Source organism: Patescibacteria group bacterium (genome assembly GCA_034520665.1).
In the GTDB taxonomy this organism is placed as follows: domain Bacteria; phylum Patescibacteriota; class Patescibacteriia; order JAXHNJ01; family JAXHNJ01; genus JAXHNJ01.
Genome location: JAXHNJ010000002.1, coordinates 1 through 20,975 on the forward strand (window position 1 = coordinate 1; position 20,975 = coordinate 20,975).

Genomic DNA, 20,975 nt, shown 5'->3' on the forward strand with positions numbered 1-20,975 from the left:
GCCGCGTCCTTGTCGAGGTGGCCGAATCGGGATGTCTGGTAGCGAACCATGGCGACAGTACCCCGATAGTGTAATATTTCATCCTGGAGCTCGAAGGGAAGAGGTGCTCGTATGGGTTCTCGTAGTTAGTTGGTATAATTATTTTTATTAAAAGGATCATACCTTAATGTTTATATAAGATTTAGTGACTGTACAGGGGGCCGGGAGCTCTGTTAAAATAGGTCGCTTATGAAGACAAGATTTTGCCCCAGCCCTGACCGGGCTCATACATATTGGAGACATGCGCACAGCGCTGTCTAACGCCCTGATTGCCAAGCACAATAAAGGGGTCTTCCTGCTTGCGCATTGAAGACACCGACCCTGAGCGCTCCAGAAAGACGAATTCATCGACCACCTGGCCGAAGATTTGCGTTGGCTCAGTTTAGAGCTGGGAAGAGGGTATTGAAGTAGAAGGCGAGCATGGCCCTTATCGCCAATCCCAGCGTAATGGATTATCTACGATAAATATTATAAGCAGCTCGAAGATGCGGGCCTTGCTTACCGTTGTTTTTGCACGGACGAGCAGCTCAAACTCTCGCGCAAATTGCAGCGAGCAGCGGGTCAACCGCCACGCTATGATGGTCGTTGTGCGCGTTAAGCGCGGATGAGGCCGCAAAAAAAGAAGCGGCTAATATTCCCTCGACGCTGACGTTTTAAAATTCCGCCGGGCGAAGAAGTGAATTTTGTGGATTTAGTGCAAGGCGAAAAAACCTTTAAAACGGACGACATCGGCGATCTGATCACTTCGGCGCGCCAACGGGATGCCAGCTTTTAGCGTTCTGTAGAATGCAGTTGACGATCTCTGATGGGTGCGACATATGCACTTCGAGGCGGAGACCACCTCACGAATACACCGCGCCAGTTGCTCATGTTAAAAGCTCTGGGCTTAGCGTCGCCGCAATATGGACATTTTGCTTTGATCAATGGTATCGATGGCGCACCTTTATCTAAAAGCGCAAATGGTAGCCAAAGTATTAAAGAAATGCGCGCACCACGGCTGATTGGCCCGAAGCTGTTGTGAATTATTTATCACGCCTGGGGCATTATTATCCCGAAAACGATTACATGCATGTGGCAGAGTTGGGCGCGATATCTGAAAAATGGATCGACTCGGGCGATCACCTGCACGCTACGACCGAGCACAACTCGAACGATCGGCAAAAAGAAACCTTTAAAGTATAAAACGCCGGAACAAGTTTGGGAATGGATGGGTGACGCCTGTGCACGCACTTGCGCCTGCCGAGAGAAAAGACGATTTTGTTGAGCGAGTTACGCCCAGTATTTTATTGCCTGCTGAAGCCGAGCTTCGGGCGCAGCGCGCGTTTGCAGATGATCTGCCTTTATCAGACGAATGTAAATCTGCACGGCAAGGCGTGGACCCACAAATTTTTCAGCATGCAACTCCGCCGCCGTGGAACAGCACGGCCTGGACGATAAAGCCTGGGTTGAGTATTTAAAAGAACATGCAGGCGTAAAGGGAAAGCAATTGTTCCAGCCTCTGCGCATTGCGTTAATGGGCACCTTGCACTGGCCCGGAAATGGATAAAAATGGGTCGCACTTATTGGTGATTTCAGAAAAAAGTAATCAATCGTCTTCGCCTCCTTGCTTAAGGGGCAGCCACAGCGTAGCTGTGGCGGGGGGGTTGCTAATATTAAACTGAGGAAAAACGCGAAAAATTTACAACAGCCTAACGCAAAAAAAAGAAGAATTTAAACCCATCAACGACGGCCACGTTAATATGTATGTCTGTGGCATGACCGTTTACGATTATTGCCACCTAGGCCACGCACGCACAGTCGTGGCTTTCGATATGATTTATCGTTATTTAAAAGCCAGCGGCTACAAAGTCAATTACCTACGCAACATCACCGATATCGACGATAAAATTATTAACCGCGCGGATGAAGCTGAAGAAGAGGTATCAACACTCACCGAGCGCTTTATAACATACATGAACGAAGATTTTGATGCCTTGGGCGCGACTTGCTGACGCTGAGAACCGAGCAAGCTGACTGAACATATGCCTAGCGATATTGTCAGCACTGATTGAACAGCTTATCGAAAATAAACATGCTTATAAAGCCGACAATAACGATGTTTATTTTTCAGTTAAATCAATTGAAAACTATGGGCGCATTATCTAAGCGCAGCTTAGAAGACATGCGCGCGGGCGAGCGTGTAGATGTAAACCCATTCAAGCAAGACCCCATGGATTTTGTTTGATGGAAAGCGGCAAAACCTGGCGAGCCGTCTTGGGATTCGCCTTGGGGCAAAGGCCGACCTGGCTGGCACATTGAATGTTCAGCGATGGCAACGGAACGACCTAGGAACAAAGACATTCGAATATTCATGGCGGCGGTTTTGATTTGCAGTTCCCGCATCATGAAAATGAAATTGCGCAATCCGAAGGTGCCACAGGCGAGAAATCTTGTCAACACCGGCACTATAACACTGGCTCTGTCAATGTCTGATGAAGAAAAAATGCTCGAGTCGCTTAAGAACTTTTCTACCATTCGTGGAGTAACCTGTTGACGACGCCGAAACCATTCGTTTTACTTCTTGCCGGGTAGCGACTGTCGCAGCGCTTTAAACCATACGCCGGCAAACTGCAGCAAAAGCACGTGCTTGGCTTCGTAGCGGTCTTTATACCGCTTGACGGTGGCGGCAATCTTGATGGCCTTCATCCAGAACCAGAGATGATTTCGACAAACGTTTTCATTGAAGCCATGAACGATGACTTCAACACGCCGGAAGCATCAGCCGTGTTGTTTGATTTATCGCGTGAGTATTACAATAAACAAGAAGATCCTGAACGTGCCGATGAGCTAGCCCTTAAGCTGGTCAAGCTGGGCGAGATTTTAGGTATTTTACAACGCGACCCAGAAGTTTTCTTGCAAGGTGCACATGACGATGAAGACTTTGAAGCCGAAGAAATTCACGAGTTGATTGTCGAGCGTAACCGCGCCCGCATGGCCAGCGATTTTGCTCGGAGCGATGAAATTCCGTGACCAGCTTGGAGCAAAGGGCATTATCCCTGGAAGATGGGCCCGGCAAGGCACCACTCTGGCAACGTCGCGCTAAAAACCCCCGTCGACATCCGCCCTTTGGGCTCATGTGCCTGCCCCCTCGTTGGGGGGCTATCTATTCAGCTTTCGCCCCCTTTCTTAAAGTATAAACCTGTCTTACCTGTCAAGTATTTTTTGCGATTATATTGGGGTCAAAGGGTTTTCGTGACTTAAGTATTCCATAGATGATGTGCACGAGTTTTCGCATGACTGCCCCTATGATAGCCATGGGAGCTTTACCTGCTGCTTTAAGTCTTTCACAGAAGGTTTTAATGAGCGGATTATGTCGCATAGTAACGATAGCGGGCATATAGAGTGCTTTACGTACGCGGGCATCCTCGATTTTTGAAAGACGTGTGTGGCGTTTAACTGAGCTTCCTGAGCTATGTTGTTTTGGGCTCAGGCCAAAGAAGGCAGCCATCTGTTTAGCATTTTCAAAGTGCTCAACACTTCCGATACTGCCAAGTACTTGTGCCATGGTTCTATCTGCGATACCTGGAATGGTCAGTAACAAGCGACTATCTGAGTCTAAGTCATCGTGGTCTTTGATGTGTTGTTTAATAGTTTTTTTAACTTGTTTGATTTCATTGTTCAAGGTAGCTTGTACGGTGATAATGGAACCTTTGACACAAGGTTGGGCGACATCTAAACGGTTAGCTTCTTGTTGTGCTAATGCCTGTAATGCATCTAACCTTGCGACCAGTGCTTGGAGTTCGCGAACACGCTTAGGTTTGGGCTTCCAAGCCTTTGGCTGCATGGCCTGGCAAAAGCGAGCAATGATTTTAGCATCTGCTTTATCTGTTTTGTTTTTAGCGTGTTCGGATTTGGGAAAGCCTTTGTCACTTGGGCTGGATTGACGACACTCACAAGATAAGCTGCATCATGTAAATAATGAGCCAAGGCATCGCCATAGACGCCGGTAGCTTCCATACAGAAATGGAGGGGTTGGGTTGTTTGTTGACTTAACCAGCTGAGTAGTTGGTTAAAGCCATCAGTATTATTTTTAAACACTTTGGATTTTATTTTGTTATTTGGTTTAAGTAAGGCGATATCGAACTTAGCTTTGCCGATATCGATTCCGACAATAAGTTTTGACATAAGTACCTACCTTTTAGTAGCATGTGAGTGATGTGTAAGCACCTGGGTAAGTTTTTGTTTCAAAACCAACCTCGTAAATTCAGGTTCATCTGGTTTTACCAAAGACCTATGATACCGTCCGGTTTTATAGAACAAATTAGGGATAAGGCGCTAATCTTTAAAGCAGGATTAATGTCCTTAGGGGGCAGACAGCGTCCTTATCCCTTCACCTAGGGGCTTTCCCTATAATGATTCAACCATATCTGGCCGATAACCTCAATATACGAGGGGCAGCTCGCGCAGCGAGCGGGGGATTTTGCGCCGCGTCAGGAGCAAAAATTCTCATTTTACAACAACGCCTTGACGCTGAGCCGCGAGTTCATCGAAATACCAAAGCATTGCCACAAAGCCTTTTAAAGGAGGCTATCTATTCAGCTTTCGCCCCCTTTCTTAAAGCAGCGCCGCGCAGCGAGCGGGGGATTTTGAAATCGTGTATAAATCCATCCAGCCGCATTATAAATACTCAATGCAATGACTATCGGATAACAGATTTTAATGATCGGCGCGAACCAAACGAGCAAACCTGAAAAACCTAGTGTACTCATTATCCAAGTTACACCCAGCGTAATCACTAATCCCCAAATATAGGAAATTCGGTTTTTAGAAATATCTTGTAAAAACTCAGCGAACAGTTTCGTTAGAGCAAGCGCGGTGGTTAGGCAGGCTAGAATAACAATCATACTGGCGAAAATACCTAATTTACCTGGCAACAAATAATAGGCTAACGCAGTTAAAATCTGCTCGGGCGGAATATTATTCTGCGCTAGCATATGGCCATGTTTTGCGCTGACGGCAGCAAGGCCTAGAATAAATGATCGCCCAGCATACCGCCACCAATTAAACTGGCCGAAACAGCTAAACGTAAGGTGCCATATTCGGGTGAATTTGGTCTTTGGCAAAGCTACGCAAGCTAGTGAGCAACAAGCCAGCAAAGAACAGGCGGCAATCGCATTGAAGGTGAAGTAACCTTCGACTAAGCCATACATAAAGAAGTTTTGTGGTACAGCCTGAATATGGACCACCTCAGGATTCACAAACAGACCTGCAGAAATCATTACCAAGCAGAAGATAACCAGCAGTGGCGTTAGAATATACCCCAAAATATAGGCAAAAATATCTCACGAACCGTGCCCAAAAGAGATCAAAACACAGAACAACAATGAGAATAGCGGTAATGGCATCAGCAACAGGTCAAAATCCAAGGCGGCATGGGCTACCGTTACAGTACGCGGAATAACCATCAGAGGCCCTAAGAGGCTTATTCCCAGCAGAATCAGCACCCAGCCAGGCCAGCGGCCCAATCGGTGAAAAAGGCCTTATAGTCAGCTTTGAAGAGCAGCATGCTCAGCAGGCAGAGAATCGGGGTGGCAACGGCTGCGAGCAAGCAGGCCACTCATTGCCCAGCCATAGTACTGCGCCGCGTGCTGGCCAACCAGCAACGGAAAGGTGACATTACCCGCACCAAAGAACATTGCAAAGAGGGTAAAGCCCGTGAGCCATAGAGAGCGTTGTTTCCACATCACACCATTGTACAGCTTAAGGGGGCCGGGCGCCAGCAAAGATTAGTCGTATAGCTCAAATAGGTTCGATTTCAGATTGATCCGTAATGCATTATCGAATCTTTCACTATTACTGCGACGCTAACCAAGTATTGTGCATCTAAAATTTGAAGGGTAGTTAATCAGATATCACTGGTACTTCACTAAAGGAATTTACTTATGTTAGTATCAAAGTTTGGGTGGTTTTCAGGAGTATGACAATGAACAAGTTAAACTGGGTTGGTGTAAACGTTATGTCTGCTGCGCTTGCTATAGGGGAATCCTTGATGCAAACAGCAGCAGCTCCAGTTTCTGGCAATACTCAAGGCGTACTTGAGTTGCGGAAGAAAGTTCGGGTGACGATAAACCCTTGTTATCAGGCTTAGAAACTTTAGCTCTGGTCTATGGGGTTGCGGCCTTGACGTTTTGTGGCTTGCTCATATGCTGTAAAAATATGAGAGGAGGTTCTTACTATTCGTTCGAGGATGATGATGCCAAGGAAGCCATGTGCGGAGCTCTACATATGGTTCACCAGCACTCAATGCGACGCTAACCAAGTATTGTGCATCAGCATGGCGACGGTCATTGGGCCAACGCCACCAGGTACGGGCGTGATAAAGCTGGCGCGCTCGCAGGCGGCCTCAAATTCCACATCACCTTTGATGTCGCCATTATCGAGCCGGCTGATGCCCACATCGATGACCACAGCGCCAGGCTTAATCCATTCGCCTTTCACCAAACCAGGCTTGCCAACAGCGGCAATCACAATATCAGCTTGCTTAACGTAGATGCGGCAGGTCTGGGTAAAACGGTGGCAATCGGTAACGGTGGCACCTTGCCAGCAACAACTCTAAAATCATAGGCCGACCAACAATATTAGAAGCGCCGACGACGACAGCGTGCTTGCCCGTGACATCAACGTTAATGGCTTCGAGCATGAGCATAATGCCGTAAGGGGTGCAGGGGCGCAGGCCGGGGCGACGCTGGGTCAGGCGGCCTAAATTATATGGGTGAAATCCATCCACATCTTTGCGCGGGTCAATGCGCTCGACAATATTGTCTTGGTTAATATGACGCGGCAGCGGCAGCTGCACTAAAATGCCATCAACGGTGTCGTCTTGGTTGAGTGCCTCGACGAGGCTAAGCAACGCTTCTTCGGTCGTATTTTCGGGTAGTGTTTGCAGATCAGACTCAATGCCTGTTTCTTAGCAGCCTGGGCTTTGCGTTTCACGTATAAACCAGAGGCCGGATTATCGCCTACCAAGATCACTACCAGACGTGGCGCACGGCCCACCTTGCTGCTTGATCTTTATCAGCAATCTCACTTAGTAGTTTGTCGGCGATGGCCTTACCATCAATTAGTTGTGCGCTCATAGGGATATTATACCGGAGTTTGGAGGTTGTCGCGAACTGTTGTAAGGGTCGCATTGTATGGAACCCGGTCGATCCAGGCTTATGCTTATTCACCGTTTGAGTGCTGTTTGAGCCTCTGGGTTTACCGGCCTTGCCACCAAGCCACTTTGTGAGAGCTTTACTTCATATTGTGCACCATCGGGCCATCGGGCATAGACGGCACTGCCGTACATGGCGTTGAATCCTGGCACCCAGCGTTGGTGACGTTTTAACACTTGCCACAAATCATAACTGGGTGAATCGCTCAGCCCATAAACCGTGCGCGGGGAATTCTAATTCTTCGTTCACATCATGGTAACGCCCGGCAAGCCGATCAAACGATAGAGTGACATCAAAGCCCAATACATTACTGCTCGCTTTCCATTTAATCACCCGCGCATCAAGTTGCCAGTCATTGCCATTCAACACATACGTTTCGTTTAAGGTGGAAACAGCGTTTCACATTACATTGTCGCTTCAAACGTCGTATCGTTTAAAATTTCAAAGGCAATCAAACACACGGGTTGTTCGAATGTTAAGCGGGAATAAATTAGGAAGTTGCTGAAAATCAGAAAGAGCACCGGCTGCAACAGTTAGCAGCAAACTCCAGCGGAAGATTTTAAATTTACGTTTCATAGCAATATCTTACCTCAAAACTAATAAGTTAGTGTATTGTATTATGGTGTTTAACTTTTTCTGCATTCAGCAGTAAACACGAGGCCACGCAAACGCTCGATTGCCATTTAAATTTTCACTCGCAAGCAATGTGCCTCAGCTTTAATTTGACGCCGCCCGGTACTCAGGTATAATAAGCGAGTTTTCGGGGCATAGCGCAGTTTGGTAGCGCACCTGGTTTGGGACCAGGGGGTCGGGGGTTCAGATCCCTCTGCCCCGATTGATTTCAAGACGTTTCATAGCGTTTCTAGCCATTCCAAAATAGACATAAATTCTCTACAAATCAACATGTTATAATGTTCTCACTATAACAAATTGATTTCAATTACTGTTCCAACTTGATTCAGCTGGGTTTATTAAAATCCGGTCATTTTGGAACCCCCAGTGGAACCCAGTGGAACCCCGGTGGAACCCCAGTGGAACCCCAGTGGAACCCCAGAGTGGAGAAATGCATATGAAACAGAACCTCACAGACAGATTTATTCAGGCTATCAAACCTTCCGGATCCGATTGTATGCAGGTGTACTGATCGAAAAGTATCAGGCTTAGTGCTTAGGGTCACTAAAACGGGAGTGAAGACCTTTTCCTTCCTTTATCGCATGCCTGATAGCGATGTTAAGCGACGGCTTAGTATTGGCAAATACCCCGTTATCAGTTTGGCTGAAGCTAGAGGTGTGGCGCTTGAAGCAAGTAACAAAGTGTTAAAAGGGGTAGATCCTGCGCAAGAAAAACAACAAGCAAAAGCCACCCCTTCTTTCAAGGCATATGTTGAGGAGTATAGAAGCAAACACCTAGTTAAGTTGAGGACGGCAGAGGAACAATATCGCATTTTAACTCGAGATGCGGTGCCCGCATGGGGCGGTAGAAAAATTACACGAATCACACAGCAAGATGCCTTCAAACTATTGGAAGGGATTAGAAATGGTCAAAATCGAAAATCACCTATTGCGGCAAATCGTTTACTAGAGCGACTGCGTCATTTGTTCAATGTGGCCAAAAGTGAAGGGGTTATAGAAAAATCCCCCATGGAGGGCAGCAAAAAAACCAAAGAAGTATCGCGCAACAGGGTATTAGAAAATACTGAGATTAAAAAATTTTGGCAGGGGGTGGATGCTTGTGGTCTTAGCCCACAATTACCATTGCTTTGAAGCTTGTATTAGTTACAGCACAACGTTCAGGCGAGGTGGCTGAGATGCGTTGGAACGAAATTGACTGGGATAACAAAATTTGGACTATTCCTGCTAGCAGAGCGAAGAACGAGCAAGAGCATTGCTTGCCACTAAGTGGCATTGCCCTTGAATTGCTTCAAGAGGCGAAAAAACATACAGGGGATAGTAGTTATGTCTTTCCCTCAACATCAGACCTGCCGATGCGACGCGCTCCTATTGGCCGAGCTGTTAAACGTCACCATAGAGAATGGAATTTGGACCGATTCACCCCCCATGATTTACGCCGCACAGCACGCACTAAATTAGCTGAGATAGGCGTGAGTGATATTGTTGCTGAACGCGTATTGAATCATAAGCAACAGGGCGTACAAGCCATTTACAACCGACATAGGTACCTTGAAGAAATGCGCGAAGCATTAGAGCTATGGGGAAAAGCACTATTGAAAATTGTAAATGAAGAGGACTGCGATGGTGATAAGTGGCGGCAGATATTACGTGAGCTAAAAAGCGGTGGTTCCATGATGCCGATTAGTCAGTAAAAAAGAGAAAATTGAGGGTATAAAAAAGCTGCTGACCGATTCTATGGGTTAAGGAAGCTGCTAATGATCGAACAAGCTTAGAGTTGCTTGCCATGAAGCTCTTTGACGAGGTGGCTGAACCAAATAATTTAACAGGCTAAATGACTTCCAAATATGAAAATATGTTTTACATTTTTGGATAACGATTGTATGGTTTGGTAATTGGAGGAATGATGGAAAAAGAACAATTAAAATTAGTTAAAAGCCCCAAAAGCATGCTGGCTTCACGCCTGCACGATTGTTTGGCTGACAAGAATATATCTTTGCTTGAACTTTCCAAGATAATCAACATACCGTATGCAACGTTATATCGTCTATTTAACGACAACACCCCTGATCCAAAAGTATCTGTGCTTAAGGCCTTGGCAGAATATTTTGGACTTTCCCTAGATGCGTTGCTTGACCTGTCGGATGAGGCTGGCGAAATGCCACATTGTATCCGTGATTATTGATTGGGAGCAGGCAGAAAGTTTAGATAGCGTTGGTCAGCTTGACTTAAACCGTCATACGCAGTGGCAAACCTTAGCTAATGAAAGTGCTGAAGGCTTATCTAGCGAAACGCTTGGCGTTAACGAGCAAACCATCTATGTCCCCGCGTTTTCCAAAAGGCACAGTATTTATCATCGATAAACAAGAGCCACCCCGTGATGGAGACTTGGTGCTGGTAAAGATCAAAGATAGCGAGGGTTTAACGTTGCGCGATCTGATGGTTGACCCACCACAGTGGCGGTTGCAGCCAGTCGTACAAGGTTCTGAGCCTTTGGTTTTTGCAAAGGGTAGGCATGAGGTTGTGGGTGTTGTGATGATGACGTTGTTTCATGCGCAGGGTGTCGGTATTTGATGAAAAAACCCATCACCAAGTTAGTATTATTTTATATGGGTAGTTTTTTATTCTGCATTGGCTTGTTATCTCCTTTCTATCATGAATACAGGCTTGTGGGCACTTCACTTGAGTTTATAAAACTGATATCAAGGTGTTTTTTTATGTTGCTGCAGGCATAGTAGCTATAATTGGATTAAGCTCTTGGCGAGAGGAGCATGCTGAGAAAATGTTCATGATATGGTTACAACAAGTCGTTACCCATAAGAAAATATGCACATTTAGTAATCGACATTATTACATTGAATCATTGATCAGTTGCTTATATGATGATGAATTTAGTAAAGATATTGGTGTGAACGAGAAAACGAATTATATAAAAACTGCAAAAAGTATCCAGGGAATATTTAAGAGTACAATGAGAATGTTTATAATTACCTACGTGTTTTAAAATTAATGCTTGGGTGCGAAGGACAGATAATTCCAAGTCGATAGAACTTTCCTCGGTCCAAACTTAGTGATATTGCTAGCGCCCACTTTTTAAGAATAAAGAGCAAGCTTGATGCTGGGGAAATGAATGACTTGGGTTTAACGAATAATGAAAGGGATAAAGAGGTGGAGAGGGTCCACTCTATTTTGGATAATATTAATGGAAAGTTGGGTGGGTCTTTAGATTTTAAATAAATTGGTAGAGTTATGCGCTTGGCGAAGATTCAAAGAGGGAAAAGTGAAAAATATTTGTTTGGTAGGGTTTATTTGCTTCTTGATAGTAGGATGTGCCCCCGATAATTCAGAGACTGAGAATGCACTTCGTGAGGAGTTGCTATCAATGCAGGATAAGTTGCAATATTTAGAGTCTGAAGTGTCTGGTATTAGCGCTTATGTTTACGTTGATGGGAAAGCCACAAATAAAGGAGTGGAAATATTTAAACCAAATGATAATGGAGTAGCGACCCTAACAACTCTAGAAGGAGATAATTTTCTAGTTAGACTGGCTGAAATTAACAAATATGCAAATGGATATAAAGTTACTTTTTACATTGGTAATCCAAATTATGCCACCTATTCTGGGAGTGAGGGCTTATGTTAATTGGTTAGGAGATGATGGAAATCTAAAGACTTAGAACAGTTCTAGAGCATTAATAAGCAGGTATTACCCGGTGTTTGGAATGCTGTGGATATTATTTTTCCAGCCCCTGCTAAAGAATCTTGAACTTGGTGAAATAGGCTTCAGCACCTGGATATCTGGAACGGTTGCGTTGCTCCATGATACCAGAGAGTGAAAAAATTGTTATCAGCGATTATTTTGTGCCATGATTTTTAAACCTAAAGGCCGCAATTCATTAAAATAATGAGAATTTTCATAGGTATGTTGTCTCAACGTATCGATAATACTTTGCAGTCGAATGGCTCATTTTTCTGGGAAACAAATAGTAACGGCCTAAACTCTTTACTACGAGTCAATGCCACCCCCAAGCTATCAGCGACATGTGGGTTCACGCTACTTTAATAAGCTCAACGGGCGCTTATGAACGCTTTTAGCGGAAAGCTTCTTTTGCGAACAATAACCACTTCTTGGGCGTTGCGCTTGAAAGCAATGATATGAGTATTTGCGTCTGACTGTGATTCAAAGGTTGCGGCTTTCTACCGGAGCCCCAGAGTGCATCTTTTCGCCAATAAGAATACCCAAGAAACAGGCTTGCTCTGGGCATTAGCGCCGATACTGATCTCTTGTATCTAGTTCAGAGAGTTTTTTAGTGAAAATAAGCTCGGCTGTTGTAGTGTCCAAAATTGATGATCTGTTTCGTGTTGTCAAATCCCAGCACAACATAGCGCATACGCGTCTTCAGTCGCTCTTGCGTGAGAGTTTTCGGTTTTTTCAGCAGAGGTATCATATATTAAGTTTCTTGCATGAGACGCTCACCGATGAGAAAAGGGTAGGGCTGCCAGTAGGCAGTGGGGTGTCAGGTAACGATATTTTCTGCTGAGCGAATCATTTTTACTGCCAACCAAAGCGCAGGGGTTAATAAAGTGACATAAACGATTTTAAACAACATGATTAGCAAGGTATTGCCTGTGGTAAATGCTGCGTTCGCATGGTGCATAGTATGCAGCAAAAACATTAGTAGTGTATCAACCATCACAGCAATGCTCATCGCAAAAAACACCCGCAGTAAAAAAACTTACCGCGGGTAACTAGGCACAGTAACGCCAATAGCTTGGCATTACAACTCTCGGAAACCAAATAGGCAATGCTAGAGACTAACAATAAATAAGCAAGGCCTTGTTGTAAGCTGATATATCTATCACTCACAGGTGATAACGGTAAATAGGCATCTAACACCACTAGTGCGGCGACTAAAAATGTACAGAGTGTTACAGTATAAATCACCTGTTTGGCCGCTTTGTAGCCATATATCTCAGTAATCAATGCGACCAGGATAAAAGTCCAGGGAAAGATTGCCATACCCAATGTGACCTGTAAACCCATAAGTGAGATATAGCGTTGTCCTAAAAGGCAGGCTGCGATTTGTACCACAAATACCAATACTGCTAGGGTACAAGATAGCGAAAATGAAAATCACGAAAAGCAAGTTGGCGACTTAGTTTGTGTGTGTGCTGTTGCATAGCATTCCATAACGGTATGGCAGTAACACGATGTTAACTAAGATGTGGGTTTATGGCAAGCCTGTGATGCTAGCTAATCAAAAACATAAAATAATTATTCAAAAATGGATAATTTTGATATATACTGCTTTGCAACAGTGCATGTTGGTTGTTGCTTAGCTTAAAAACTAATTAGTTGTATTCAGGCACTTACTTTTATTTCAAATAGGAGAAGATATGAATACGACAACGGAAATCACCATTGATGCACTTATCAATCAATGGCAGCAATCTAAAAAGCAAGCCATGTCAGCTAAATCAGAGCAGCTTGCTATCGAAAAAGCCATTTGGCGACAACTCAAGCATTCGCATATTGGTGTGTTTGAGCAAATGGAAGGCAAGCTTGCAGAGTTCATGCAAGACGATGCAGCCGATAAAGAGGTTCCATTAAGCCTACTTCTCAGTAGCAATTTCAATGAGCGGGGAGGGCCTAGCCATGCAGAACCTGCTTAATTCTATTATCAGTGAAAAAGCGCTCCACCCCCTACGTGTTGTTGTTTATGGCGTAGAGGGGGTGGGTAAGACTGCTTTTCGTGCGGCAGCGCCTAAGCCAGTATTTATTACCACCGAAGATGGAGCGGCACACCTTGGCGTTTCTCGCTTCCCAATGGCAGATTCCTGGAATGCTGTATTGCAGGCTGTAGAAGCCTTGCTAAGCTCTGAACATGATTATCAAACCTTAGTGATTGATAGCGCAGACTGGGCAGAACGTTTAGCACAAGCAGCTGTATGCCAAGAAAACCATCACAGCAGTATTGAGGGGATGGGTTATGGGCGTGGCTATACTTTCGTTGCTGAAAAGTTTTCTCAATTGTTACAAGGGCTGAGCAGGCTTGGCAGTCAAAAAAAGATGCATTGCATTTTTACCGCGCATACACAGATACGTACTTTTAATGACCCCTTGTCTGAAAGCTATGACATGTACCAGCTCAAGCTGCAAAAGCAAGTAGCGGGACTGTTAAAAGAATGGTGTGACTGTTTATTATTCGCCAACTTTAAGACGCTTGTGCGTGATTCTGATGGTCGCAAGCAGTGCGTTTCTTATGGCGAGCGACTATTGCATACGGAGCATCGCAGTGGCTTTGATGCAAAGAATCGATTTGACCTTCCAGAGACATTACCTTTAGATTTTAAAGCGTTATATCAACCCTATCAAACATATTTTAGTTAAGGAGAAGACCATGCAAACACATTCAGCATTTGATTACGGTATTAACCTGAAAGATATTACTACTGAAAAACCAATTCTACCTGCGGGAAGTATGAAGTGAAAGTTTGTGACTATCAGGCTCGAAACAATAAGGCTAGAACAGGACATTTCTGCGTATATCTTTTGAAGTCAGCAAAGGTGAATATATGGGGGTGAAGCTCTTTGAAAACTTCAATGTAGAGCATCCAAATAAGCAAACCGTAGAAATTGCATTTAAGTGGCTTAAAACCTTATGTTTAGCCTGCGGTCTGCCTGATGAAGGCGTTGTCAATGAATCGCTTATTCAAGCGCTAATAGGCAAGCACTGTTTGGTGACTGTTGTTACGGAAGAAAACGACTACGGAAAAATGAATCGTGTTCGTTATTACGAAAAACTTGGTGTATTAGCGAATACACCCCCATATGGCCCATCATTCTAGATAATCACACAAGCCTTCAAAACTCAAGTCAAGCCAAAGCAAAATTTAAATCCAGGAGCAAGGGGTCTTTTCTCAAGGCCCTTTGTTAATACATGTTTTGTTTTTTAAAAAGGAGGTTTGATTGTGCAAACTACAGCCTTGGGCTTTACTTTACCTATTTATAGTTATGATTATTTAGAAGAAACATCGCCTATGCTTCCCGAGCCATTTTGGCGTGAACGTATATTAGCGCAAGGGTACAGGGTGCTGATTGCAGGCCACCCTAAGGTAGGCAAAAGCGAATTCTTCCTTGAGATGGCTGTGAGGGCTGCCTGCGGGGTGTTTTTTTAGGATATCAGTTTACACGGCCATTAAAAGTTTTGTACTTGCAGTCTGAAATCCATAATGCGTATCTACGAGAGCGAGTGCGCACCTTCACCAAAAGTGTAAGTTTAGAAGAAAGACAGCTGGTAGGAAAAAATTTGCATGTCTCATCTCGACTAGCTGTTGATTTAATGGGCAGCCATGACAAACAAAGTGTCGAAGAAGTAATTAACGCACTGAGCCAGATATCATCGGTATTGACCCTGTTATTTCTTTTGCGCAGCTGGAGGAAAACAGTAGTTCTGACGCTTCGAAGCTTCTTTATGATTGCATAGTATCGCTACAGCATTGTATTAAGCCAAATCCAGCTATTGTCCTGGTGCATCATCTGCGTAAAGGCAGTCGAGAAAAGGAAGAAGAGAACTTTCAAAGTATTCGGGGAAGTAGTGCGTGGCAAGGTTGGTACGATACTGGCATCTTGCTTTCAGGTAAACCACAGGCTATACAGCTGCAATTTGATTTGCGTAATGGGCAAACACCTCCGAAAGGGAATATCTTTTTAGATCGCAAATTGGTGCTTGGCAGAGCTGTCAGAATAAACCGGATGAGAGGGTTACTTGGATCATCGAAGTTATAAAACAATACCCTGATGGCATTGCTTCGAACTGTCTTAAGCAAAAGATTATGGAAACGTTGAAGGTGTGCAGAAGTTCTGCATTTGGTTTGCTTTCATCGCTGAAAAATCATCCAGATATAGTCATCAAAAACTCTGGAAAGAATGTTTTTTATCGTCACGAAACGAGGGAGAGTAATTGTGATCAATCTTAAATTATTAGTCCAGATATGGTTTTGGACTTATTGGCAAAAATCATGGGTCCAATCAGGGTTTTGGACCAAAAAACAGAAGGAGCTTGTTTGAAAACAAATAGTTACAAAAATTGTATTAAGTCCAAATATTTTGGTCTAAAAAATTTTACTTGGACCAATATATTTTTCTTTAAATCAACAAGCTGCACAAGTCCACTAGTCCGTCTCCCTACGGGAGAGCGTGCCGCAAAGGCTTCCGCTCTTCCCGTCAGAGGATAGCGAGTATGTTTGTCGGGGGTGCTGCATGAGTATTTTACTCAAATTTATTGACACGGTTAAGTCTCAGCGGGGTAACGCATGGGAGTTTTCGGATGGCAACGCTTTGCCAGGAATCACCGCACAAGACGTTGCGGCAGCCCTACGAGGGCTGCCCGCCAGCAAGCTGGTGTTTGGCACAGTGGTACGGTACCGGGGGGACTGAGCTATGCTCTGGCCAACCTCCGCCAAACTGTTTTATTGCCAGTATGTCCAAAAAATTGGCAGATCTACTGAAAAGTGGCGATGCCGGGAAAGATACAAAAGCTCCTTGCAAGATTAACGCTTGCAGTTATCCAGGAAGGGCTGCAGACCTCCGATATGCAAATCATTGCCAGGGTACAGGTGTGCGTCCTGGCCAACCTTGTGAGAATCTTGTCATGGTACTGGGCAAGGCAGAGTGCCACGCGTTTTGCTAGCCAAGCGTTGTGGCGTTTCACATAAGGATCCACGGGCACGTTACGTGGGAACCAAAATACCAAGCCGCCATGATTTTATTGTTTCGTTATGAACATCTCTTGGAAAAACAATTGAAGAAGAGAACTTATTTGGCAAGATATGTGATAACGCAAAACGAGGAAATGAGAATAAAAAATAATTCACACGAAATAAATCAAAATTACTTTAGCAAAACGCTTGACGCAAGTCGGATGTTTCAGGTATCATAATCGCATAGTCAAAAGCTATGTCACAACCCCTCTCTTGAGGGGTTTTTTACTTCTCATGAAAATTTCAGAACACCAAAAGATCGAATGGTCGGTTAAAATCATTCGTAAACCCGTTGATGATTATTGAGCTAGACGCAGTCTCCTCGATGAGGCATATGCCGATCTGAATATTTGCGATCATTCAACAGGCAGTCTACGACTTGAATTTGTCACCAACACGAATCTGCAAATCAGAAACTAATTGAGGATGCCAGAAGATTTTTCTCTTCTGACAGTTTTGAGCAATATGCAAGAGATGATTGGACTGGAATGGAGAGTCCTGTGTGTGAGCTGCTTTTAAAAGCAAAGTTTCTGGACAAGAAAAGTTTACATAAAGCAGCCTGATGGAAAAACTGCCTCAACCGCAAACTGTGCGTGAAATCGCATTGATTTTTTGTTCGTCTTGTCGGCGATCATTATCACAAGCCTTGCAGGTTACCTTAAACGCCACGGGCACAAACCAGGATGGCATTGGTTGCATTTTCTGCAGGACTTACTGATAAGTGTCACCGTTGGTTTTATGGGATATTTCCTGATGATGGGCGCCACAGGCAATGAATGGTTGGCGGTGGGTGCTGCAAGTTACCTTGGGCATGTGGGGCCGATGGGGTTGGATTTGATAAAAAATAAAATTAAAGATTTATGAATCTCTTCAGCTATAATAACAGCCAATTAGTTTTTTAAGGGGAACACTATGATGAGATATTTTTAAAATAGAGCCAATAGAAAATTTTGATATCAACTTGACAACCGATCTTAAAGTTATGCCAGGAATGTATATCATAATGGCAAAAAATGAAGAAGAGGCTAGGCGCATATACGGCAAATATATAGACACGGTTTCTTTCGATAAAGGAGATAACACAAGAGGGTGGCAAGACTAGATACTCTGGACTCTGGAAAAATTTAAACCATTTTCCTTGTAAGGTAGCTTTCAAAAGAGGATGCAAAGAAGGGCAAGCGTGTTCCCTGGGAATCCTGATGAAGTAAGTTTTTCCCCAAGGTTGGCGAGCAATATAAGCGGTAACAAACAGCGAGTTGAAGAATAAAAAACATAGCCAATTTTTAGCGGGTCCTTCCCAGCCCTCTAAACTTCTACGGGTATAAGCACCGCGGGGTTTGCAGTGTTTTTTAGTTTGAAAAAGGGATGCCCTTCTGCCTTTCTTCTTATAAATGTATTCAGATGATGCATACAGTTTAACAGAGCAGAGTTTTGCCACGATAATAGGCAAAAGTGCACGGGTTGTGGGTCGCTCACATTTGAAGAAGGTATGCCCAGTTGAGAAGAAGGGCGTTAGAAAAAGGCGACTGATGGCAAGGGGCAGTCTTATTCATCGACACCGTTAAAGCTATTGATTGGTTAATGGCACGCGATCTTAAAAAACCAAACAGGCAGATCGCAGGATGACCGAAATCACCAGCCGACCACCACGAAAGAGGGTGAAGAAATACCAGACTGCTGAAAGCGAAAGCCGATAAGCAAGAGGTTGATAATGCCGAGCGTGCAAAAGAACTACCATTCACATTGAAGATTTTGATTGTATTAATGGTGAAATGGCTCAAATCTATTGTTCACAGCTTGATGCGCTTGCTTCCAGGCTTTGCTCGCACTTTCACGAACCAGCCACAGCGAGGCAGCACATTTTAACTGAATGCCGAGCGTATAAGAAAATCAAACAGCGGATGCACTCTTGGACTATACCGACACGCTTAATCGAGAAGCGTGAAAGGCTTCGGCGCAACAGATTCATGCGAGCCTACCCAGAACGCCACATGAGTGGGCAGACGCGCACCGGATTTATCTTGAAAGGAATCGCGCGGGAACCTGGCCCTTGGCAAAGTTTGCGTAATCACGATTACGTGAAACGCCATCCAGTCAGCTTTTGCAAACCCAAAATACAAACGTATTGTGTTTGTTGTCATGGGTACGCGAATGGGTAAATTCGGCTGCCACGCAAAACATTATTGGTTGGCGATTGGATGACGACCCTGCACCCGTTGATTTATACTGGACCTACACAAAGTAATATTGATACGGTGGTTGAGCCAAAAATTATGGCGATGTTCAAAGAATGCGATTTCACTCTGGAATAAGCTGTTAAAAGGCCAACAGTGTACAAAACATTCACAAAGTGGTGAGCTGGTGCAGTGATTGCGATTAGCGTGGGCCGGAAGTGCCTCTGAAGTCGCGTCAGACTCAGCTGCTGTTATTACGCTTCTCTGATTGAGCTTGATCGCGTTAAAATCGAATGCCGAGCGGTGAGGGCGATGTGGTCGAGCTGGCGGAGGCGCGAGGTGATGCTTTTATCCTGACAGTAAGCTGGGTGTTACCAGTACGCCAACAGTCGGTAAGGTTACCACAGAGGTTCACAATATAACAAAAATGCAACATTGGGCCGTATCGGCAATATTGCTTCGCCATCTTTGGCGCTTATGGCAAAGTGGTTCTCGTCACAATGAATGGGCTGTTACCACGCCCAGAATGTGAAATTTTCTTTATCCCACGTAGTGAGCATCTAAATTTCCCAAGTGATGCTTTGCCAGATATAGCAAGACTTGAGGCTAAGCTTGCTTGTCCAGATTGTGGAAGCTTACTTAGGAGACAGCATCGCATTCCTCTGAATGCGAAGGGAGTCTGTACTGCTCCAGGGCAATATGTAAACAGGGAAGCGGGGAAATGAGTTGGCACTGCTGATACAGACAACAGTGATACAGCATCTTTTTGGGTGTCGGGGCTTTTGTTCTTTCAGTGCCAAGAGAAGCTACGGATTTACTGCACAAAAATTGCAACAAGCCAAATTAGACAATGACTCCCAATCAGCTGATGAGCGTCTTACAATACAGCCCTTGGTGAAGTTTTTGAGCAAACAGGTGATGCACCCAGTTGGCAGGCTGTTCATGATTGCCGTAGTGATTATAAGCAGGGCGAGTTACCTAAAGCTACACATGTTTGTATCGTTGACCGTTGATGTGCAAGAAAATCGCTCTCGTTTATGCTATAAGAGGCTGGGGAAAGAGTTCAATTCTTGGCTTGTTGATCATGGAGAGCTGTGGGGTGAGACGGACAAGCCAGATGTTTGGTCTGATTTAGACCAGCTTTTTACATAAACCTATCAGAAACAATTTAATTCAATATGCAGCGATAGACTCAGGGTATGGCACTGGGCAGGCGTATGCGTTTTGTAGTCGCTATCCGCAAACTGAGTGTTTGCCGACTAAAAGGTACATCAAAAGCTTGAGAAGCCCTTTTAAGGCTAAACAAACTGGAAGTTAATAAACAAGGCAAGATAAGGCGTAATCGCTTGCAGCTTTGGCATATGGATGCCAGTTTAGCTAAGTCGATGGGTTACGTGGTCGTATAGATTGGCCAGATACGAACGCAGGGAGATGGTGTTTGCCATGTGATATTACAGAGGATTATTGCAAACAAATTGTCGCGGAAAGCCGTATTACCGAGAATCATCAAACCAAATGGGTTAAAACAGCCAAAGACAACCACTACCTAGATTGTGAAGCAATGCAGTACATGTCGTCGAAGATTAAAAACATTTGCAGTTTATGCTAATCCGGCTCGAAAAACCTAAACGTAAAAGGGAGGCTGTACAACGCATTATCATGAAGAAATTTATTAAGCAGTATCACAAAAAGACAACCCTTCGCCTCTTCCTTGGGTCGATTGTTTCCAAGACCATGCCTACTCAGGCAAGTTTTCCCAGAAACTTTAATGTTATTGTGCTGCAGTGGTACACGTTCGCGGAAAATATGGTAACGAAGAGCCTAGAAAAAAGTGCCAAAATTGCACCTTTCGTAAGTCAAATTGAAGGCCTGGGATTACCATTGTATAGATTTACGACAACAGCACTAAAGCGTGTGGCTGAGAAGCAAATGGATAGCTATGTTGCGTTTGCTAAAGCTAGAAAGACTGGCAAGGTTTTCGACGATTTATTAAAGCAAAAGTCGGAAGTCAGAGAATGAAACACCAGCCAGCAGGGAAAAGCTTAAGCTGGCAAAGCCGATGGTATTTGTCTACTGTGCTAGAAGATACAATAAAAATTAAAACTCTTGAAAAAATTGTCAAGCCATTCTCGACAAGGCTCTAGGCTTATCTAAAGCATGGGCAAAACCGGGGAGCA

Annotated in this window: 18 protein-coding genes, 1 tRNA gene and 1 pseudogene; 15 read left to right on the forward strand and 5 right to left on the reverse strand. The window is 44.4% G+C overall.

The annotated features are described in order from the left end of the window. Positions 1 to 1,793: 1,793 nt before the first annotated feature. The 3 genes from U5L76_02330 to U5L76_02340 all read left to right on the forward strand — a co-directional run bounded on the left by U5L76_02330 (position 1,794) and on the right by U5L76_02340 (position 3,048). Positions 1,794 to 2,030, forward strand: a complete 237-nt coding sequence (locus U5L76_02330; protein ID MDZ7798436.1) for a class I tRNA ligase family protein — start codon at positions 1,794 to 1,796, stop codon at positions 2,028 to 2,030. Between the two features lie 376 nt (positions 2,031 to 2,406). After that, entirely contained in the window at positions 2,407 to 2,511 is a 105-nt protein-coding gene (locus U5L76_02335; GenBank protein MDZ7798437.1) for a hypothetical protein, read from the forward strand. Positions 2,512 to 2,661: 150 nt separating this feature from the next. Then, positions 2,662 to 3,048, forward strand: coding sequence for a DALR domain-containing protein (locus U5L76_02340; GenBank protein ID MDZ7798438.1), 387 nt, complete (start codon positions 2,662 to 2,664; stop codon positions 3,046 to 3,048). A 181-nt stretch (positions 3,049 to 3,229) separates the two neighbouring features. On the opposite strand, the gene U5L76_02345 is transcribed toward U5L76_02340, so the two are convergent. The 5 genes and pseudogenes from U5L76_02345 to folD all read right to left on the reverse strand — a co-directional run bounded on the left by U5L76_02345 (position 3,230) and on the right by folD (position 7,154). Beyond that, positions 3,230 to 3,886 (reverse strand): transposase, encoded by a 657-nt coding sequence (locus U5L76_02345; protein MDZ7798439.1) that lies wholly within the window; start codon positions 3,884 to 3,886, stop codon positions 3,230 to 3,232. Then, entirely contained in the window at positions 3,793 to 4,203 is a 411-nt protein-coding gene (locus tag U5L76_02350; GenBank protein MDZ7798440.1) for a transposase, read from the reverse strand. The genes U5L76_02345 and U5L76_02350 overlap by 94 nt, the downstream gene beginning before the upstream one ends. A 410-nt stretch (positions 4,204 to 4,613) precedes the next feature. Beyond that, on the reverse strand, positions 4,614 to 5,342 hold the full coding sequence (locus tag U5L76_02355) for a branched-chain amino acid transport system II carrier protein (protein MDZ7798441.1): 729 nt from the start codon (positions 5,340 to 5,342) through the stop codon (positions 4,614 to 4,616). Between the two features lie 222 nt (positions 5,343 to 5,564). Next, entirely contained in the window at positions 5,565 to 5,762 is a 198-nt protein-coding gene (locus U5L76_02360) for a branched-chain amino acid transport system II carrier protein (protein MDZ7798442.1), read from the reverse strand. A 556-nt stretch (positions 5,763 to 6,318) separates the two neighbouring features. Next, positions 6,319 to 7,154, reverse strand: a pseudogene (gene folD / locus U5L76_02365) (bifunctional methylenetetrahydrofolate dehydrogenase/methenyltetrahydrofolate cyclohydrolase FolD). 839 nt (positions 7,155 to 7,993) lie between these two features. Between folD and U5L76_02370 the strand changes: the two are divergent. The 12 genes from U5L76_02370 to U5L76_02425 all read left to right on the forward strand — a co-directional run bounded on the left by U5L76_02370 (position 7,994) and on the right by U5L76_02425 (position 20,817). Beyond that, a tRNA-Pro gene (locus U5L76_02370) sits at positions 7,994 to 8,067 on the forward strand. A 289-nt stretch (positions 8,068 to 8,356) separates the two neighbouring features. Continuing rightward, positions 8,357 to 8,995, forward strand: a complete 639-nt coding sequence (locus tag U5L76_02375; GenBank protein ID MDZ7798443.1) for an integrase arm-type DNA-binding domain-containing protein — start codon at positions 8,357 to 8,359, stop codon at positions 8,993 to 8,995. A 44-nt stretch (positions 8,996 to 9,039) separates the two neighbouring features. After that, positions 9,040 to 9,555 (forward strand): site-specific integrase, encoded by a 516-nt coding sequence (locus U5L76_02380; protein ID MDZ7798444.1) that lies wholly within the window; start codon positions 9,040 to 9,042, stop codon positions 9,553 to 9,555. Positions 9,556 to 9,764: 209 nt separating this feature from the next. Further along, positions 9,765 to 10,046 carry a helix-turn-helix transcriptional regulator gene (locus U5L76_02385; protein ID MDZ7798445.1) on the forward strand — a complete coding sequence of 94 codons (282 nt, stop codon included), beginning with the start codon at positions 9,765 to 9,767 and terminating at the stop codon, positions 10,044 to 10,046. 77 nt (positions 10,047 to 10,123) lie between these two features. Next, on the forward strand, positions 10,124 to 10,435 hold the full coding sequence (locus U5L76_02390) for a S24 family peptidase (protein ID MDZ7798446.1): 312 nt from the start codon (positions 10,124 to 10,126) through the stop codon (positions 10,433 to 10,435). Between the two features lie 808 nt (positions 10,436 to 11,243). Beyond that, the gene (locus tag U5L76_02395) at positions 11,244 to 11,504 is read left to right on the forward strand and encodes a hypothetical protein (protein ID MDZ7798447.1); all 261 of its coding nucleotides are present in this window, start codon (positions 11,244 to 11,246) and stop codon (positions 11,502 to 11,504) included. 1,754 nt (positions 11,505 to 13,258) lie between these two features. Beyond that, on the forward strand, positions 13,259 to 13,534 hold the full coding sequence (locus U5L76_02400; protein MDZ7798448.1) for a hypothetical protein: 276 nt from the start codon (positions 13,259 to 13,261) through the stop codon (positions 13,532 to 13,534). Next, positions 13,518 to 14,252, forward strand: coding sequence for an ATP-binding protein (locus tag U5L76_02405; protein ID MDZ7798449.1), 735 nt, complete (start codon positions 13,518 to 13,520; stop codon positions 14,250 to 14,252). The genes U5L76_02400 and U5L76_02405 overlap by 17 nt, the downstream gene beginning before the upstream one ends. A 185-nt stretch (positions 14,253 to 14,437) precedes the next feature. Continuing rightward, a complete protein-coding gene (locus U5L76_02410; protein MDZ7798450.1) occupies positions 14,438 to 14,710 on the forward strand; it encodes a DUF669 domain-containing protein in 273 nt (90 codons plus the stop codon). Positions 14,711 to 17,236: 2,526 nt separating this feature from the next. Continuing rightward, the gene (locus tag U5L76_02415; protein MDZ7798451.1) at positions 17,237 to 17,488 is read left to right on the forward strand and encodes a phage holin family protein; all 252 of its coding nucleotides are present in this window, start codon (positions 17,237 to 17,239) and stop codon (positions 17,486 to 17,488) included. Between the two features lie 2,036 nt (positions 17,489 to 19,524). Continuing rightward, positions 19,525 to 19,950 (forward strand): terminase gpA endonuclease subunit, encoded by a 426-nt coding sequence (locus tag U5L76_02420; GenBank protein MDZ7798452.1) that lies wholly within the window; start codon positions 19,525 to 19,527, stop codon positions 19,948 to 19,950. 507 nt (positions 19,951 to 20,457) lie between these two features. After that, positions 20,458 to 20,817: a hypothetical protein gene (locus tag U5L76_02425; GenBank protein MDZ7798453.1), complete on the forward strand. Its 360-nt coding sequence runs from the start codon at positions 20,458 to 20,460 to the stop codon at positions 20,815 to 20,817. Positions 20,818 to 20,975: the final 158 nt, after the last annotated feature.

Bases quoted from the DNA above. Each gene is read 5' to 3' on its own strand.
- U5L76_02330 (MDZ7798436.1), top strand. From the start codon at position 1,794: ATGACCGTTTACGATTATTGCCACCTAGGCCACGCACGCACAGTCGTG.
- U5L76_02350 (MDZ7798440.1), bottom strand. From the start codon at position 4,203: ATGTCAAAACTTATTGTCGGAATCGATATCGGCAAAGCTAAGTTCGAT.
- U5L76_02360 (MDZ7798442.1), bottom strand. From the start codon at position 5,762: ATGTGGAAACAACGCTCTCTATGGCTCACGGGCTTTACCCTCTTTGCA.
- U5L76_02380 (MDZ7798444.1), top strand. From the start codon at position 9,040: ATGCGTTGGAACGAAATTGACTGGGATAACAAAATTTGGACTATTCCT.
- U5L76_02385 (MDZ7798445.1), top strand. From the start codon at position 9,765: ATGATGGAAAAAGAACAATTAAAATTAGTTAAAAGCCCCAAAAGCATG.
- U5L76_02390 (MDZ7798446.1), top strand. From the start codon at position 10,124: ATGAAAGTGCTGAAGGCTTATCTAGCGAAACGCTTGGCGTTAACGAGC.
- U5L76_02395 (MDZ7798447.1), top strand. From the start codon at position 11,244: ATGCAGGATAAGTTGCAATATTTAGAGTCTGAAGTGTCTGGTATTAGC.
- U5L76_02400 (MDZ7798448.1), top strand. From the start codon at position 13,259: ATGAATACGACAACGGAAATCACCATTGATGCACTTATCAATCAATGG.
- U5L76_02405 (MDZ7798449.1), top strand. From the start codon at position 13,518: ATGCAGAACCTGCTTAATTCTATTATCAGTGAAAAAGCGCTCCACCCC.
- U5L76_02410 (MDZ7798450.1), top strand. From the start codon at position 14,438: ATGGGGGTGAAGCTCTTTGAAAACTTCAATGTAGAGCATCCAAATAAG.
- U5L76_02425 (MDZ7798453.1), top strand. From the start codon at position 20,458: ATGAAGAAATTTATTAAGCAGTATCACAAAAAGACAACCCTTCGCCTC.